Below are 17050 nucleotides of genomic sequence, written 5' to 3' on the forward strand. Positions count from 1 at the left end.
CCCATTGACAAGGACCCGCTCGCGTCTTGTGCTGGAGTTCAGGGGCTCCCGGGCGGAAGGGGACAGCGATGGCACGCGCGGTCGGGATCGATCTCGGGACCACGAACTCGGTGGTCGCCGTCCTGGAGGGCGGCGAACCCACGGTCGTCGCCAATGCCGAGGGGGCCCGGACCACTCCCTCGGTCGTCGCCTTCGCCAAGAACGGCGACGTGCTCGTCGGCGAGGTGGCCAAACGGCAGGCGGTGACCAACGTCGACCGCACCGCCCGCTCCGTGAAGCGGCACATGGGCGACACCGCCTGGCGCTTCCCCGAGCACGGCGACATCGACGGCACCCGGTACCGGGCGCAGGAGCTGTCCGCCCGCGTCCTGCAGAAACTGAAGCGGGACGCCGAGTCCTACCTCGGCGAGGACGTCACCGACGCGGTGATCACCGTGCCCGCCTACTTCGACGACTCCCAGCGGCAGGCCACCAAGGAGGCCGGGGAGATCGCCGGCCTGAACGTCCTGAGGATCATCAACGAGCCCACGGCCGCCGCCCTCGCCTACGGCCTCGACCGGGGCGAGGAGCAGACCGTCCTGGTCTTCGACCTCGGCGGCGGCACCTTCGACGTCTCCCTGCTGGAGATCGGCGACGGCGTCATCGAGGTCAAGGCCACCAACGGCGACACCCACCTCGGCGGCGACGACTGGGACCAGCGGATCGTCGAGTACCTGGTGAAGAAGTTCAAGAGCGAGAACGGCATCGACCTCGGCGGCGACAAGATGGCCGTCCAGCGGCTGCGCGAGGGCGCCGAGAAGGCCAAGATCGAACTGTCCAGCTCCACCGAGACGACGATCAACCTGCCGTACGTCACCGCGTCCGCCGAAGGCCCCCTGCACCTCGACGAGAAGCTGACCCGCGCCCAGTTCCAGGAGCTCACCGCGGACCTCCTCGACCGCTGCAAGACCCCCTTCCACCAGGCGGTCAAGGACGCCGGCATCAAGCTGTCCGCCGTCGACCACGTCATCCTCGTCGGGGGCTCGACCCGGATGCCGGCCGTCACCGACCTGGTCAGGGAACTCACCGGCAAGGACCCGCACAAGGGCGTCAACCCCGACGAGGTCGTCGCCGTCGGGGCGGCCCTCCAGGCCGGCGTCATCCGCGGCGACGTCAAGGACGTCCTGCTGCTCGACGTCACCCCGCTGTCCCTGGGCATCGAGACCAAGGGCGGCATCATGACGAAGCTCATCGAACGCAACACGACGATCCCGACCCGGCGTTCGGAGATCTTCACCACCGCCGCCGACAACCAGCCCTCCGTCGGCATCCAGGTCTACCAGGGCGAACGCGAGATCGCCGCCTACAACAAGAAGCTCGGCGTCTTCGACCTCACCGGGCTGCCCCCGGCCCCGCGCGGGGTGCCGCAGATCGAGGTCGCCTTCGACATCGACGCCAACGGCATCATGCACGTCTTTGCCAAGGACCTGGCGACGGGCCGCGAACAGAAGATGACCGTGACCGGCGGCTCGGCCCTGCCCAAGGACGACATCGACCGGATGATGCGGGAGGCCGAGCAGTACGCGGAGGAGGACCGCAAACGCCGGGAGGCGGCCGAGACCAGGAACCAGGCCGAGCAACTCGTCTACCAGACCGAGAAGTTCCTCCGTGAGAACGAGGACCGGATCCCCGCCGAGATCCGCGCGGAGGTCGAACCGGCCATCACCGAGGTCAAGGAGCTGCTGGAACGGAACGCCGAGACGAACGCCCTGCGCACCGGCGTCGAGAGACTCGCCACGGTCAGCCAGAAGATGGGCCAGGCGATGTACGCCCAGAGCGCGCAGACGTCCGCCGACGGCACCCCGGGCCCCGGTGCGGACCAGAGCCCGCCGCAGGACGACGACGGGGTGGTGGACGCGGAGATCGTCGACGACGACAGGGACGCAAAGGACACGTCCTAAGGACGGCCGGCGGTGGGCGCGGTCGGCAGGGTGGCGCAGACCGCGTCCAGGACGGTCGCGTACGGCGTGCCGGCCTCGGTGAGACGGGCGCGCAGCCGCTCCAGGCAGTCCCGGTGCTCCCGCAGGAGGTCGTCGGTGCCGGTGCGGGACGAGAACTCCAGGACGGCGGGCAGGAAGTCCGGCAGCTCCTCGCCGGTGAACTCCAGCCCGTTGGCGTGGTAGAGCTCCTTCAGGCGCTCCAGCGAGATGCCGCGCCGCCGGGCGTCCCCGTCGCGCCACCATGTCAGATAGAGGCTGTGCCCGTGCTCCAGGTCGAAGACCTCGACGTAGTGCGCGGCCAGTTCCCGTGGCGGGGTGAGCGCCGCGTGGTCGGTGAACGCGCGCAACTGCGGGGCGGCCTCACGCAACAGGGGCAGTCGGGCCCGGAAGTCGTCGTCCGGGTAGGTCAGGCAGAGCGCGGCCGCCTGGTACAGCACCTCGTAGGAGGACATCAGATCTCCTCGGCCTCGGGTGTGCGGGTCGTGCGGATGACGGCGGGGGACTGCGCCCCCGGTACCACGGTCCGTTCGTCGTCCGTGGCGGTCGCCAGCAGCCGGTACAGCTCCTCCAGCGCGTAGGCGCCCAGGCCCACGGCGGCCGGCACCGACGGGTCCGGTTCCTCCCCCGGGCCGACCGCGCGCATGTGCAACCGCATCGCGGTGAGCCGCCGTAGCGCCGACCGGACGGGGCCCACGTCACCGGCGGTGAACACGTCCGCCAGCTGCTCCAGGGGGATGCGCAGCGCGTCGACGGCACCGAAGGGGCTCCGCGCCCCGCCGCCGTCCGGGCCGCTCTCCGTGAGGGCGTCGACGACGGGCGACAGCGGTGGGACGTACCAGACCATCGGCAGCGTCCGGTCCTCCGGGTGCGGCGGCAGCGCCACCCGGTAGGTGCTGATCAACGCGCGTACGGGGGAGCGGCGCGCCGCCTCCAGCCAGTCGGACGTGATCCCGGCCCGCTCGCAGGCCCCGCGCACCCGTGCGTCCTCCGGATCGAGGAACACGCCCAACTGCGCCTGGTACAAATCCCGTTCGCGAGCCGTCGATGCCGCGGCCCGCACCTTGTCGGCGTCGTACAGCATCACCCCGCGGTACGGCACTCCGCCCACGCAGGTCTCCGAGGCGTACGCGCATCCGGTCCCGTCCGGCGAACACACCTCGCCGCAGGGCGGATTGAGGCAGTCCGCGCAGGACGGGCGCAGAGAGGCCCGGAACGTCTGCTCGAACGCGAGGCGTGCCATGGCCGCCGGGTGGTCGCCGTACGTCCGCGACCGGTCGGGGCGTCGGCGAGGCGGGAGTTCGGCGGGGCGGGGGAAGACGCCGGTGAGTCCGCGCAGCCGTCCGCCGCCGTTCCGCAGCCGCAGCCTGCCGCGCCGGGTCAGCTCCCAGCCGCCGTGCCGGACGGCCTCCACGGGCGGGTGGGACGCCGCGCAGGCGGGGCAGCCGGGACAGGTGTCGAGGTTGATGACCGTCGCGATCCTTGCCATGGGGCGCATCGCTACTCGACCTCCCGGCCCGGGCGGCGGACGACGGTCACCTCGTCGCCGGTCCCTCCCGCGAGGCCGCCGTGGCCGGCGAGGAGGCGGGTCGGCTTGAGGAGGGGGCCGGCAGCCGCCCTGCTCCCTGGGGCGTCGGCGTGTGGCGCGCGGCGCGTGTAGACGGTCCCGGCCGGCATCCGGGACGAGACGGCCGCTCGCGCCACGGTCACCCCGTCGGGGCCGGCGGCCTCCACGAGGTCTCCGTCGGCGACGCCGATCGCCTCGGCGTCCTCGGGGGACAGCCACAGGTATCCGTCGCCGCTCACCAGGGCCGGCAGGAACAGGTCGTCCGGGTGGGCGGAGTGGACGGACCACAGCTCGTGCGGCGTGAGACGGCGGACCGGCACCTCCGGCTGCCCGCCGGGACCGGACCGCGCGGTCCCGAGCAGCCCGTGCACGTCCAGGGGAGGCCGGTACACGGGCAGGGCCTCGCCCAGCTCATGGGCCCAGTCGTGGTCCAGGAAGAGGTGCCGCAGGCCGATGCGGGAGGGCTCGCTCTCGGGTGCGGGCGCTGCGAACGCGGTGCCGACCGCCGTGTAGTCCCGTACCACGACGGTCAGTTGGGGCATGGTCCGCCCCGGCACCGGCGTGCAGGCGCCGTGCCGCCAGTCCAGGACGGTCCCGGGCGGCGTGGTGGTGCCGGGGTCGCCGTGCGGGAGCGGGGTCGCCACCAGGTCCTCGCGGACGCCCAGGTGCCCGGCGGCCAGGGCGCCGATCCGCTCGGCCAGCGCCGTGAACGTGTCGAACTCGGTGCGGCCCCGGCCCGGTCGCCCGCCGGCGATGGGCAGCACGACGTCCGCCAGGCAGCAGGCCGCGCTCTCGCCGCCGTCCAGGGACAGCAACAGGTCGAGCTTGCCCTCCGGTGCGGGCTCGTGCCAGATGACGTCACGCGGGCGTATCCCGTCGGGGGCCCGCGCGGGGGCCGCGGTGCCCCGGCCGCCGTCCCCGCCGACCGGGCCGGCCGCCTCGGGCTTGCCCTGCGGTCCGGGCGCGCGCCGGGTCACGTCACGCGGCGGTGTCCCGTGGGGCGGGCGTGTGGGGGACGCGGGGCCCCGCAGGTCCCGGGTGCGCAGCAGGTCCCGGATGCCGTCCCCGCCGACCGGGGTGAGGGCCTCGAGCGTGCCCTCGGGCGCAGGCTCGCGCCGGGGCACGTCATGCGGGCGTATCCCGTCGGGGGCCTGCCCGGGGGACGCTGTCCCGAGCAGGCTCCGGAGGCCGTCCTCGCCGATCGGGCCGAGCGCCTCCGCGCTGTCCAGCGTCAGCAGCCGCGGCCAGTTCTCCGGTGCGTCCGGGTTCTCGCAGGCGATGCCCAGGGTGCCGGCGCGCAGGTCGGCGACCGCTCGGGCCACCGCGTCGCCGAACGTGCCGCCGAGGTCCAGCGGGTTGCGGTCGAAGGCCGGGTACACCGGTGCCCAGCCCGTCCGCGCGGCCAGCGCCAGGCAGTCCACGCCCGTCAGACCCGCGAGCCGCCCCCGGCCGAGCGGAGAGGCGAGGACGTCGGCCGGGCTGGACTCGTGCCGCCAGCGGCCGGTGTGCAGGTACCAGTACGCCGCCGGGTCCGTCCGGCGCACCGGCAGCGACCCCTCCGTGGGCGCCGGTGAGCCGTCCGGGCAGCCGGTGAGCGCGAGCAGGGCGAGGAGCGCGCGGTGGAGGGTGTCCGCGTGGAACGGCCGGCGGGTGCCGTCACCCGTCAGGATCACGCAGCGGCCCCCCGACCGCTCCGCCGTGCGCGCGAACTCGCGGGCGATCCGTGCACAGGTGGCGGCCGGGACCGAGGTCTGCGTCTCCTGCCAGGCGGGCGTGCCCGGGGTGTCCGCGTCGGCGTACGACTGCGGCCAGCGGCCCGGCAGTTCGGGGCGGACCACCCCGTAGCGGGCCAGGAGAAGGTCGAACACGGTCGTCACCAGCGGCCCGCTCGCACCGCCGAGCCGCGTCACCGGGACACCTCGGCGGACGACCCCCGCTCGGCCGGCGGCGTCGAAGTGGGGGAGCAGGACCTCCGCCCCGGCCGACACCTCGCGGCCGTACAGGCTCAGCACCGGGACGGTGACCCCCGGTTCCGGGACCGCCGCGCGGCCGGTCGCCTCGTCCAGCACGACCGCCCGGCACGCGGCGTGCTCGCCCCGGCGCCCCAGGTCCGCCGCGCGCAGGAAGGTGCCGGGCGCGTACGTCCCCTCGCCCCGCTCCTCCAGCCTGACCAGGAACGGCAGATCCGTGGACCGGCGGGCGTGCTCCGCGAAGAACGCCGACTCGCGGTCGACGAAGAACTCCTTGAGGACGACATGGCCCATCGCCAGGGCCAGCGCCCCGTCCGTGCCGGAGTGCGGATGCAACACCTCGTCGGCCGGCCGCGTGCCGCCCGCCCGCGCGCCGGGGCCGACGGCCACGACCTTCTGGCCCCGGTAGCGGGCCCGCGCCAGCCTCCACGCGTCCCCGGAGCGGGTCACCGGCAGGTCTCCGCCCCACACCAGCAGATACGCCGCGTCCGCCCAGTCGTCCCCCCGCGCGGGTGCCTCGGACACCAGCACCGGGGCGCCGATCAGCGTGTGGAGGCGGGCGCCCGGCGCGTCGGCCGGGAACAGCCCGGCGATCCGGTCGGGGCCGTACGCCCCGAGGGTGTGGACGTACGCCGCCGCGACCAGTTCGACGGCCTCGTCCCACTCCACCCGCACCAGCCCGCCCGTGCCGCGCGCCCGCTGGTACCGGCGGCGGCGCTCCGGGTCGCCCTGGACGTCCGCCCAGGCCAGCACCGGATCCCGCAGGCGGCGCCTGGCCTCCCGGTACTGCTCCAGGAGCACGCCGCGCACCTGCGGGTCCCGGAGCCGGCCGTCCGGCGGCGGCGCCGGGCCCGGCGCCTCGGACGGCGCGGGCGATATCGCGGTGTCGGTCACAGGCGCTCCCTTGCTTGCCCTGGTGTACGAACCTAGGGCGGGGCGGGGGAGCGCACCCGTTCACGGCGCCCGTACGGGTCAGGGCTTGCGGGCGACCCCCGCGTACACCGGCACGATGCCCTCCGCCTGCGCGGCCACGTCCTGCGGCTCGGGACGCCAGCCGTGGACGGGGATGACGCCGGGGCCGAGCAGCTCCAGGCCGTCGAAGAAACGGAGGAACGCGGCGAGGGGGCGCGGGTGGAAGGGCTGGCCGCCGCGCCGGAAGGTCTCCGCCGCCTGCTCGACGGCCTTCGGGCTGAGATCCGGGGTGACCTGGGACAGGATCAGATGGCTGCCGGGGGCGAGCGCGGCGACGTACCGCTCCAGCAGGCCGTACACGTCGTCGCCCGCCAGGTCGTCGTCCAGGTAGTGGGTGAGCGCGACCAGCGACAGCGCGACCGGAGCGGTCAGGTCCAGCGTCTCGCCCGCGCGGGTCAGCAGGGCGTCGACGTCACGGACGTCCGCGTGGACGTAGGCCGTGGTGCCCTGCGGCGAGCCGTGCAGCAGCGCCTCGGCGTGCCGCAGCACGATCGGGTCGTTGTCCGCGTACACCACCCGGGACTCGGGCGCCACGCCCTGCGCCACCTGGTGCAGGTTCGGCTCGGTCGGTATGCCGGTGCCGATGTCCAGGAACTGGCGCACCCCGGCCTCCGCGACCGTGCGCACCGCCCGGTGCATGAAGCGGCGGTTGGCGCGGGCGCCCCGGACGACCGTGGGGTCCACGGCGAGGATCCGGCGGGCCAGTTCCTCGTCGACCGGGTAGTTGTCCTTGCCGCCCAGCCACCAGTCGTAGACGCGGGCCGGATGCGGCCGGCTGGTGTCGACGCGGGTGGGCGCGGACTCGGATGCGGACATGCGGTGCTCTCCTCGGACGCTCGACGGACGGGGAAGACGACCTCTGTCTCTCAGTACTCCTCGCGGAAGTTCCGCAGGAGCTTCTTGGTGCGCTCGGCCGACGCGGCGACCGTGGACATGTGGTCCAGGACCTCCAGGTGCGCGGCGACCTCTTCCCGTGAGTCCAGGTAGAGCGCGCCGGACAGGTACTCGGTGGTGACCATGTCCGGCAGCTCCGGCTCGGCGAAGCGGAACAGCGAGAACGGCGCGTACGTCCCCGGGTGCGGGCCCGACGCGAACTCGGCGATCTGCAGGGTCACCCGGTCGCGCTCGGCGAACTCCAGCAGCTTGTCGACCTGGTCGCGCATGACCTCGGAGGTGTCGCCCACCGGCCGTTGCAGCACCGTCTCGTCCATGATCACCCACAGGTGGGGCGGGTCGGGGCGCTCCAGCAGCCGCTGCCGCTCCATCCGCAGCGACACATGCCGCTCGATCGCCTCGGGGCCCTTCTGCGCGATCGTCCCGTTCGTCATCACGTCGCGTGCGTACGCCTCGGTCTGCAGCAGCCCCGGCACGAAGTGCGGCTCGTACGAGCGGATGATGCGGGCGGCGCCCTCCAGGCTCACGTACAGGCTGAACCAGTCCGGCAGCACGTCGTGGAACCGCTGCCACCAGCCGGGCTCGTTGGCCTCCTCGGCCAGCGACAGGAACGCGGCGGCCTCGTCCTCCGGCACGCCGTACGTCTCCAGCAGCACCTGCACGTACGGGATCTTCAGCGCGACCTCGGCCGTCTCCATCCGCCGGACGGTCGCCGCCGCCACCCGCAGGGAACGCGCCGCCTCGTCACGGCCGAGTCCGGCCGCCTCCCGCAGCTCCTGAAGGCGTTTGCCGAGCACCACCTGGCCCACGGTCGGAGCGGGACGCCGCTCACTCACGCCACGCCTCCCCACGCGCCGGAATCAACGGGTGCAGTCTGCCACGAGCGGGCGCGGCGCGGGGGTACGGCCGCCGGGACGCCATGACCCGGCAGGTAATCGACGGGCCGGGCGTCGCGCGGGACCGTAGGGGCACCAGGTTCCGGGCCGGCGCACTCCGGCCCGGGACCCGGACCCCGCAGTGCCACTCGACCCGACGGAGGGTGATCTCGTCATGTCCGCCACCTCGCTCACCGCGCTCGCCCGGACCTCCCACCCGCAGACCGCGCTGCGCCGCTTCCTGGCCCTGGACGCCGTGGTGACCGGCGCGAACGGGCTCGCCTACCTCGTGGCCTCCGGCCCCCTCGGCCGTCTCCTCGGCGTCGGCCAGGGGCTGCTGCTCGCTCTCGGCGCCCTCCTCACGGTGTACGCGGGCGGGGTGGCGCTGCTCGCGGCGCGGGCCCGCCCGGCCGCGCTCGGCGTCCGGGCCGTCGTCGAGACCAACCTCGCCTGGGCGGTGCTCAGCGTCGTCGCCCTCGCGCTGTGGCTGACGCCGACCACCGCGGGCGCCGTGTGGACCGTCCTGCAGGCGGCCGTCGTCGCCGGGTTCGCCGCGCTGCAGTACACGGCACTGAGGCTCCGTCAGGAGGACAGCGACTGAAGGTACTTGACCGTCGCCGGGTCGGCCGGGAGCAGCGTCTCGATGGCCAGCTCGGCGACCGTCACGTCCATCGGGGTGTTGAAGGTGGCGATGGAGGACGTGAACGACAGCACACGCCCCTCGTGCTCGATGCGCATCGGCAGCGCGAAGTACGCGACCGGGTCCTCCGCAGCCGCGTCCCCCGGCACCCCCTCGGGCACCGGATAGGCGGCGACCTCCTCGTAGAGGCGGCGCAGCGCCTCGGAGCGGCGCAGCGCGATCTGCCGCTCCATCTGCGCGAGGAGATGCCCCCGCCACTCGGGCAGATTGACGATGCGCGGCGCCAGACCCTCGGGGTGCAGGGTCAGCCGCATCGCGTTGAGAGGGGGCTCCAGCAGATGCCCGGGGATGCCGTCGAGGAGCATCAGCACCCCCCGGTTGGCCGCGTGCACGTCGTACAGCGCGTCCACCACGAGCGCCGGGTAGGGCTCGTAGCCCTGGATCAGGCGCTCCATGCCGGCGCGCAGCGCGTCCAGGGCCGGGTCGTCCAGCGGGGTCTCCGGGTAGCGGGGGGCGTAGCCGGCGGCCAGCAGCAGCGCGTTGCGCTCGCGCACCGGCACGTCCAGGTGCTCGGCGAGCCGCAGCACCATCTCCTCGCTGGGCCGGGAGCGGCCCGTCTCCACGAAGCTGATGTGCCGTGCCGAGGAGCCGGCGCGCAGCGCCAAGTCCAGCTGGCTGACCCGGCGCTGCTCGCGCCAGGCCCGCAGCAGGGGGCCCACGCCCCGGTCGGTGCCGGCGGCCGGGCCGGACGGGAGGGTGGTCATGGGACGACCGTAGCCGAGGCGGGCGCGTCGGTGACCAGGACCGGGCCCCCCGCGCTGTGGCAGGCTGAGGGCGAACCCTCCCGTGCGCTGGAAGGAGCGAGGCCATGGCTGCCGAACCGCTGTCGCAGAAGGAGATCGAGGACCGGCTCTCCGAGCTGCCTAGCTGGTCCCGGGACGGCGACCGCATCGCCCGGTCCTACCGGCTGGCCTCGCACTTCGCCGCCACCGCGATGGTCGTGCACATCGCCCAGGTGCAGGAGGAGCTCGACCACCACTCCGACCTCACCCTCGGCTACAACACGGTGTCGCTCACCGTGAACACCCACACCGTCGGCGGTGTGACCGAGAAGGACTTCGCGCTCGCCCGCCGGATCGAGGCCCTGGCCCCGGTCCACGGCGCGCAGTGACGGCCGTGCTCGACTACGACAAGGAAGCGGAGCGCTACGACGCCTCGCGCGGCGGTGAGGCCCGGGCCGCCGCGGCGGCCGAAGCGGTGCTGGGCCTCCTCCCCGAGGGCACCCGGCGGCTGCTCGACGTGGCCTGCGGCACCGGCATCGTCACCCGGCGGCTCGCGGCCGCGGAGGGCCTCGCGGTGACCGGGGTCGACCTGACCCTCGCCATGGCCCGGCGGGCCGCGGCCCGGCTGCCCGGCTCGATACTCCTCGCCGACGCCCGCCGGCTGCCGTTCCGGGACGGCGCCTTCGACGCCGTCAGCAGTGTGTGGCTGTTACACCTGGCGGCGACCCCCGGGGACGTCCGCATCCTGGTCGGCGAGTGCGCCCGCGTCCTGCGGCCCGGCGGGGTGTACGTCACCACCGTCGACAAGGCCGCCGCGCACAACGTGGGCAGCGACATCGACGCCGTCCTCGCCGCCCGCCCCCACCGCCCGGCCATGGACGCGGCCGACCGGGTGCGCTCCCACGCCCACGACCACGGCCTGATCCCCGCCGGGCGGTCCCCCTTCACCGGCCACGGCCAGGGCCGCAGCCCCCGCCGCACGGTGGCCGACCTGCGCCGCGGCTGGTTCGCCACCCTCCCACCCGGCGCCCCCCTCTCCGAGACCTTCGCCGCCCGCCTCTCCGCTCTCCCCGACCAGGACCGCCCCCGCCCGGACCCGGTCTTCACGCTCATGGCGTTCCGCAAACCGGAGTGACACTACCTAGGGGCAGCTCTCGCCGAACTTGACGGCCGTGAGGGTGACGGGACGGCCCTCGACGGCCGTCCCGGCGCGCGGTGACTGGGTGCAGACCTGCCAGTTGGACTCCACCAGGACCCAACGCCCGTCGCCGCTCGCGTCGTCGACCGTGATCGACGTGCCGGAGTCCAGCGCCGAGCGGGCCGCCTTCACCGACTTGCCCCGGAAGTCCGGCATTTTGCCCTCGGCCGCCGACGGTGCCTTCTCCTCCTTCGCGGGGCAGGTCTCGTCGAGCTTGACGGCTCCGAAGTCCAGTCGCGTGTCCGTCGCCGCCGAGATGCCGGCCTTCACGTTCTGGTTGCAGACCTTCCAGTTGCGGTCGAACGCCTGCATCCGGTCGCGGCCGAGCGCGTCGTGCGAGTCGAGCCCGAAGAAGCCCAGCTCCTGGGCCTTGTCCTGCGCGGACTGCAGGCCCATCCCGACGAAGTCCGGGACGGTGGCCTTCTCCGCCGCGGTCGGCTTGTCGTCCCTCACCGGCTCGGACGTGGCCGGTGCCGCCGTGGTCGGCGGGGCGGTCGTGGGCGTGGCGCCGGACGACGTGCCGGCGTCCGGTCCGCATGCGGTCACCGCTCCCAGAGCGGCGCAGAGCAGGGCAGCGGTGATGACATGGGTACGCATGTTTTCCCCCGGTTGATCCTGGTTCAGGCAGATCACCGTAGCGCCTCAGGGGCGGATGCCAGAACCGGGGGGCCGGTTGCCTCGGAGCTGGAAAAAATTTCGATGGCCAGTGCAACCATACCGGTTCTTCACGTGTCGTTTACATGCGTATCACCGAATCCTGGGGAGAACATGTTCCAGCACACGCGCATCCGCCTCGCCGCCACCGCGGCCGCCGTCGTCGTCGCCGCGGTCGGCCTGACGGCCTGTGGCGCCGGAGCCGACGACGAGATCGTCGACAAGCCGAAGACCAAGGCGTCCGCCGCCGGCAAGGGCCAAGAGAAGAACGAGGAGAAGGGCGGGAAGGAGGACGCCAAGGACGAGGGCAAGGGCTCCGGCGTCGCCAAGGTCGGCGACACGCTCGCCCTCAAGGGCATGGACAGCGGCAGCGGACTCGACGTGACCGTGAAGAAGGTCGTCGACGACGCCAAGTCCAGCGACGAGTTCTTCACCCCCGAGTCCGGCAAGCGCTGGGTCGGCGTGCAGTTCGAGCTCGTGAACACCGGCTCCAAGGCCTACTCCGACAGCCCGTCCAACGGGGCGCAGATCGTCGACGACCAGGGCCAGCAGTTCCCGTCCGTCATCGCCGAGATCACCGCGGGTCCTTCGATGTCCTCCGACGTCCGGCTGAAGCCGGGAGCCAAGGCCCTCGGCTGGATCGTGTTCGAGGTGCCGAAGGCGTCCAAGACGGCCACCGTCACCTTCGCCATGGACTCCGGCTTCGCCCAGCAGGTCGGGGAGTGGAAGCTCTAGGAGCGACAGGGGCGCGCACTGCCGTGCGCGCCCCCGGTGCGTCCGCGCGTGCTCCCGGGGGTGGACGAGGGACGCTGAGGGCATGGCGCATCATCACGAGCACACCGAGATCGACTGGGGCGAGATGGGGCCGCGGCTGGAGGCCCAGGCCGAGTTGTTCACGCCCCTGTACGAGCACGCGCTGGCGTGGCTCGCCAAGCGGCAGACCGAGCCGGGGCTGGTCGTCGACGCGGGCAGCGGGCCGGGGGTCGTGTCCTGTCTGCTGGCCGACACCTTCCCGGGGGCCCGCATCGTCGCGGTCGACGCCTCGCGGCCCCTGCTGGACCGGGCCCGGGAACGGGCCGGGCGGCTCGGGGCCGCCGATCGCTTCGACACGCTGACCGGTGAACTGCCCGGAGTCCTGGGTGACTTGGACTATCCGGCCGATCTGCTGTGGGCGGGGCGCAGCCTGCACCATCTCGGCGATCAGCGGGCCGCGCTGGCCGCCTTCGCCGAGCGGCTCTCCTTCGGCGGCACCCTGGCCCTGCAGGAGGGCGGTCTGCCCACCCGGTTCCTGCCGCGCGACATCGGATTCGGGCGCCCCGGGCTCCAGGTACGCCTCGACGTGGTGGAGGCGGAGTGGTTCGCGCGGATGCGGGCCGAGCTGCCCGGTTCCGTCGCCGAGACGGAGGACTGGACCGCGCTGCTGGCCGCCGCCGGACTGCGCCCCAGCGGCACCCGCACCTTCCTGCTGGACCTGCCCGCCCCGACCACGGACCGCGCCCGCGCGTACGCCGTCGCCACCCTCACCCGCACCCGCGAGGTCCTGGGCGACCGGCTGGACGCCGACGACCGCGCCACCCTCGACCGGCTCCTCGACCCCGGCGACGAGGCGAGCGTCCACCACCGCCCCGACGTGTTCGTACTGGCGGCGCAGACCGTGTTCACGGCTGTCCGCGCGCGATGAAGTCCCATCCACGAGAGGCGACTTGACTTCGAGAGCGCTTCAAGTGATGGACTCCCCCTCGTCCACGCACCGACTCCCAGGGGGACCACCATGACCGACTCTCCGGCCGCACTGATCACAGGCGGCGGCAGCGGCATCGGCGCCGCCGTCGCACGCCGGCTGCTGGACGCCGGCCACCGGGTCGCCGTCACCGGACGCGGCGAGGAGCGCCTGCGGCGGTTCGCCGACGAGGTGGGGCGGCCCGGGCAACTGCTGACCCTCGTGGGCGACTCCGCCCGCTACGAGGACGTCCAGGCCGCGGTGGACGCCACGCTCAAGGCGTTCGGCCGGCTGGACACGGTCGTCGCCAACGCCGGTTTCGCCACGCACGACTCGGTCGCCCAGGGAGACCCGGCCGGCTGGCCCGAGATGGTGCTGACCAACGTCCTCGGCCCGGCCCTGCTGATCCGCGCCTCGATCGACGCCCTCAAGGAGAGCCGCGGCCGGATCGTGCTGGTCGGCAGTGTCGCCGGGTTCGTGCCGACGGCCGGCAATCTCTACGGCGCGACGAAGTGGGCGGTGACCGGGCTCGCCGAGAACACCCGGCGCGAGGTCACCGAATGGGGGGTCGGCGTCACGCTCGTCGCGCCGGGGCGCGTCGAGACGCCGTTCTGGGACGGCCTCGGCAGCCTGCCGCCGGGGAACCTGCTGACCGCCGACCAGATCGCGGACTCGGTGGTGTGGGCCGTCCGGCAGCCCGAGGGCGTGGACGTCAACACCGTCGTCGTACGGCCGCTGGGGCAGCCCAACTGACCCGGCGGGCGACGCGGAACGGCCCGGCGGCCGCTCGCGACGGGCGAGCGGCCCCCGGGCCGTCCACGGTGAAGCCTCAGGCGGTGAACGCCTCAGCCGGCGTTGAACTCGGCCGGGTCGGGGCCGAGCCGCCGGTCCTCGTTGAGCGCGCTGATCGCGGCCAGGTCCTCGTCGTCGAGGCTGAAGTCGAACACCTCGATGTTCTCCTTGATCCGCGACGGCGTCACGGACTTCGGGATCACCACGTTGCCGAGCTGCAGATGCCAGCGCAGCACGACCTGGGCCGGGGTCCGGCCGTGCTTCTGCGCGATCGCGACGATCGCCGGGACCTCCAGCAGCCCCTTGCCCGAGCCGAGCGGCGACCACGCCTCCGTGGCGATGCCCTGCTCGGCGTGGAACTCGCGCGCGGCGTGCTGCTGCAGGTGCGGGTGCAGTTCGATCTGGTTGACCGCCGGGACGACCGAGGTCTCCTCGATCAGCCGCTCCAGGTGCTCCGGGAGGAAGTTGGACACGCCGATGGCGCGGACCCGCTGGTCGGCGAGCAGCTTCTCGAACGCCTTGTAGGTGTCCACGTACGTCCCGCGCGCCGGCGTGGGCCAGTGGATGAGGTAGAGGTCGACGTACTCCAGGCCCAGCTTCTGCAGCGACGCGTCGAAGGCGCGGAGCGTGGCGTCGTAGCCGTGGTCGCTGTTCCATACCTTGGTGGTGACGAAGACGTCCTCACGGGGGACGCCTGAGGCGGCGACGGCCTTGCCGGTGCCCGTTTCGTTGCCGTAGATCGCCGCTGTGTCGATGCTGCGGTACCCGGCCTCCAGCGCGGCCGCGACCGCCCGCTCGGCCTCGTCGTCCGGCACCTGCCAGACGCCGAAGCCCAGCTGGGGCATCTCGACGCCGTTGTTGAGGATGATCGGGGGGACCTTGCTGCTCACGAGCTCTTGATCCTTACGGTTGCCGACAGGTTGGACTCCCATCGTCAACGATCACGGGCCGTCACGCATTCCTGACCGGAGAAAAACCCGGCGCTCACGCCTGGTACAGCGCCTCCACCTCGTTGACGTAGGCGCTCTCGATCGCCTTGCGCTTCAGCTTCAGCGACGGGGTGAGCAGCCCGTGCTCCTCCGTGAACGGCTGGGCCAGTATCCGGAAGGTGCGGATCGACTCGGCCTGTGAGACCAGCGTGTTCGCGGCGACGACCGCGCGCCGCACCTCGGTCTCCAGATCCGGGTCGCGGACCAGCTCCGCCGGTGCCATCGGGCGCTTGCCGCGCATCGTCAGCCAGTGCTCGACGGCCTCCTGGTCGAGGGTGACCAGGGCGGCGACGTACGGGCGGTCGTTGCCGACGACGATGCACTGCGCGACCAGCGGATGGTCGCGCACCCGTTCCTCCAGGACGCCCGGCGAGACGCTCTTGCCGCCGGAGGTCACCAGGATCTCCTTCTTGCGGCCGGTGATGGTGAGGTAGCCGTCCTCGTCGAGGGTGCCCAGGTCACCGGTGGCGAGCCAGCCGTCGTGGAGCGTCTGGTCGGTGGCCTTCTGGTTGTTCAGGTAGCCGAGGAAAACGTTGCCGCCGTTCAGCCAGATCTCGCCGTCGTCGGCGATGTGGACGGTGACGCCCGGAATGGGCTGGCCCACCGTGCCGTACCGGGTGCGTCCGGGCGGGTTGGCCGTGGCGGCCGCCGTGGACTCGGTGAGGCCGTAGCCCTCGTAGATCTGGACGCCCGCGCCCGCGAAGAACAGCCCGAGCCGCCGGTCCATGGCCGAGCCGCCCGACATGGCGTGCCGGATGCGTCCGCCCATCGCCGCGCGCATCTTGGAGTACACGAGCTTGTCGAACAGCTGGTGCTGCACGCGCAGGCCCGCCGACGGACCCGGCCCGATGCCCCACGCCTTCGCCTCGACGGCGTCCGCGTACTTCACGGCCACGTCGACGGCCTTCTCGAAGGCGCCGGCCTTGCCCTCCTTCTCGGCCTTGCGCCGGGCGGCGTTGAAGACCTTCTCGAAGATGTACGGCACGGCGAGGAAGAACGTGGGCCGGAACGCGGCGAGGTCGGGCAGCAGCGCCGCCGCGTGCATCTGCGGCTGGTGCCCGAACCGCACCCTGCCGCGGATCGCGGCGACCTCCACCATCCGCCCGAAGACGTGCGCGAGCGGCAGGAACAGCAGGGTCGCCGCCTCGTCGCCCTTCTTCGAGTGGAACACCGGCTCCCAGCGCTCGATGACCGTGTCGGCCTCGTACATCAGGTTCCCGTGCGAGATGACACAGCCCTTGGGGCGGCCCGTCGTGCCGGACGTGTAGATGACCGTCGCGATGGACTCGGGGGTGACCGCCTGCCGGTGCCGGTGCACGACCTCGTCGTCGAGGTGGGCGCCCGCGTCGTACAGCTCCTGCACGGCGCCCGCGTCGAGCTGCCACATCTCGTGCAGCCGGGGGAGGCGGTCGATGACGGTGGCGATCGTCATCGCGTGGTCCTCGTGCTCCACGATCGCCGCCGAGCACTCGGCGTCGTAGAGCATCCAGAAGCACTGCTCGGCCGAGGAGGTCGGGTAGATCGGGACGACCTGGGCGCCGATGGTCCACAGCGCGAAGTCGAACAGGGTCCACTCGTACCGGGTGCGGGACATGATCGCGACCCGGTCGCCGAACCGGATGCCGCGGGCGAGCAGCCCCTTGGCGAGGGCCAGCACCTCGTCACGGAAGTCGGCGGCGGTGACGTCCTGCCACCGACCGTCCTCGTCCTTGCGGCCGAGGACCACGTACAGGGGATCCTCCTGGGCATGCTCGAAGACGACGTCGGCCAGGCCGCCCACCGGCGGTGCCAACGCCAACGGAGGGTTGGTGAACTCGCGCAAACCCCGCTCCAAGCTCCGAATGCATCGGCTGACGCTCAGCACAGGGCGTGAAAGCTACCCCACCCGTCATGCGGGCGGGAGGGGGCCGAAAATCGACGGGCGCTCAGGTTTGCAGAGGTCAGCGACGGAAAATGCGCTCACATCGGACAGTGACGGACACAAAACTGACGGTTGAGTAAGTTCCGGGCCCGTAATCTCC

15 protein-coding genes and 1 pseudogene are annotated in these 17050 nt (G+C 72.9%); 7 read left to right on the forward strand and 9 right to left on the reverse strand.

Going from position 1 to position 17050, the window contains the following annotated elements:
• Window positions 1-68 precede the first annotated feature (68 nt).
• A complete protein-coding gene (gene dnaK / locus ACFV46_RS17140) occupies window positions 69-1940 on the forward strand; it encodes a molecular chaperone DnaK (protein ID WP_376727019.1) in 1872 nt (623 codons plus the stop codon).
• Here dnaK and narJ read toward each other — a convergent pair.
• From narJ to ACFV46_RS17165, 5 genes and pseudogenes are all read right to left on the reverse strand, one after another.
• The gene (gene narJ, locus ACFV46_RS17145) at window positions 1937-2431 is read right to left on the reverse strand and encodes a nitrate reductase molybdenum cofactor assembly chaperone (RefSeq protein WP_361928058.1); all 495 of its coding nucleotides are present in this window, start codon (window positions 2429-2431) and stop codon (window positions 1937-1939) included. The genes dnaK and narJ overlap by 4 nt on opposite strands.
• On the reverse strand, window positions 2431-3465 hold the full coding sequence (locus tag ACFV46_RS17150) for a hypothetical protein (protein ID WP_385498741.1): 1035 nt from the start codon (window positions 3463-3465) through the stop codon (window positions 2431-2433). Before ACFV46_RS17150 ends, narJ begins: the two co-directional genes overlap by 1 nt.
• Window positions 3466-3629: 164 nt before the next feature.
• Window positions 3630-6392: pseudogene (locus ACFV46_RS17155) on the reverse strand (molybdopterin-dependent oxidoreductase); the annotation flags it as partial.
• 93 nt (window positions 6393-6485) lie between these two features.
• Window positions 6486-7301 (reverse strand): SAM-dependent methyltransferase, encoded by an 816-nt coding sequence (locus tag ACFV46_RS17160; protein ID WP_385498742.1) that lies wholly within the window; start codon window positions 7299-7301, stop codon window positions 6486-6488.
• 50 nt (window positions 7302-7351) lie between these two features.
• Window positions 7352-8215 (reverse strand): helix-turn-helix transcriptional regulator, encoded by an 864-nt coding sequence (locus ACFV46_RS17165; protein WP_361928063.1) that lies wholly within the window; start codon window positions 8213-8215, stop codon window positions 7352-7354.
• 214 nt (window positions 8216-8429) lie between these two features.
• On the opposite strand from ACFV46_RS17165, the gene ACFV46_RS17170 reads away from it, so the two are divergent.
• The gene (locus tag ACFV46_RS17170) at window positions 8430-8855 is read left to right on the forward strand and encodes a hypothetical protein (protein WP_361928066.1); all 426 of its coding nucleotides are present in this window, start codon (window positions 8430-8432) and stop codon (window positions 8853-8855) included.
• Here the strand turns inward: ACFV46_RS17170 and ACFV46_RS17175 are convergent.
• Window positions 8837-9658, reverse strand: coding sequence for a helix-turn-helix domain-containing protein (locus ACFV46_RS17175; RefSeq protein ID WP_385498743.1), 822 nt, complete (start codon window positions 9656-9658; stop codon window positions 8837-8839). The two genes, ACFV46_RS17170 and ACFV46_RS17175, sit on opposite strands and share 19 nt — an antisense overlap.
• A gap of 104 nt (window positions 9659-9762) precedes the next feature.
• Here ACFV46_RS17175 and ACFV46_RS17180 point away from each other — a divergent pair, with 104 nt between their 5' ends.
• Both ACFV46_RS17180 and ACFV46_RS17185 read left to right on the forward strand, forming a co-directional pair.
• Window positions 9763-10065, forward strand: coding sequence for a 4a-hydroxytetrahydrobiopterin dehydratase (locus ACFV46_RS17180; RefSeq protein WP_361928072.1), 303 nt, complete (start codon window positions 9763-9765; stop codon window positions 10063-10065).
• Between the two features lie 5 nt (window positions 10066-10070).
• Window positions 10071-10811 (forward strand): class I SAM-dependent methyltransferase, encoded by a 741-nt coding sequence (locus ACFV46_RS17185; RefSeq protein WP_385498744.1) that lies wholly within the window; start codon window positions 10071-10073, stop codon window positions 10809-10811.
• 6 nt (window positions 10812-10817) lie between these two features.
• On the opposite strand, the gene ACFV46_RS17190 is transcribed toward ACFV46_RS17185, so the two are convergent.
• Window positions 10818-11471: a PASTA domain-containing protein gene (locus ACFV46_RS17190; protein ID WP_385498747.1), complete on the reverse strand. Its 654-nt coding sequence runs from the start codon at window positions 11469-11471 to the stop codon at window positions 10818-10820.
• A 171-nt stretch (window positions 11472-11642) separates the two neighbouring features.
• Between ACFV46_RS17190 and ACFV46_RS17195 the strand changes: the two genes are divergently transcribed.
• The 3 genes from ACFV46_RS17195 (at window position 11643) to ACFV46_RS17205 (ending at window position 14001) form a co-directional block, all read left to right on the forward strand.
• Window positions 11643-12263: a DUF4352 domain-containing protein gene (locus ACFV46_RS17195; protein ID WP_385498748.1), complete on the forward strand. Its 621-nt coding sequence runs from the start codon at window positions 11643-11645 to the stop codon at window positions 12261-12263.
• An 82-nt stretch (window positions 12264-12345) separates the two neighbouring features.
• Complete coding sequence (locus ACFV46_RS17200) at window positions 12346-13209, forward strand: class I SAM-dependent methyltransferase (RefSeq protein WP_385498749.1); 864 nt, start codon at window positions 12346-12348, stop codon at window positions 13207-13209.
• Between the two features lie 90 nt (window positions 13210-13299).
• Window positions 13300-14001, forward strand: a complete 702-nt coding sequence (locus ACFV46_RS17205; RefSeq protein ID WP_361928085.1) for an SDR family oxidoreductase — start codon at window positions 13300-13302, stop codon at window positions 13999-14001.
• A gap of 92 nt (window positions 14002-14093) precedes the next feature.
• Here the strand turns inward: ACFV46_RS17205 and ACFV46_RS17210 are convergent, their stop codons facing one another.
• Entirely contained in the window at window positions 14094-14930 is an 837-nt protein-coding gene (locus ACFV46_RS17210) for an aldo/keto reductase (protein ID WP_385498751.1), read from the reverse strand.
• Between the two features lie 94 nt (window positions 14931-15024).
• Window positions 15025-16851: an AMP-dependent synthetase/ligase gene (locus tag ACFV46_RS17215; protein WP_361928090.1), complete on the reverse strand. Its 1827-nt coding sequence runs from the start codon at window positions 16849-16851 to the stop codon at window positions 15025-15027.
• Window positions 16852-17050 lie beyond the last annotated feature (199 nt).

The sequence above is a fragment of the Streptomyces sp. NPDC059852 genome, from assembly GCF_042731455.1.
Classification (GTDB): Bacteria; Actinomycetota; Actinomycetes; order Streptomycetales; family Streptomycetaceae; genus Streptomyces.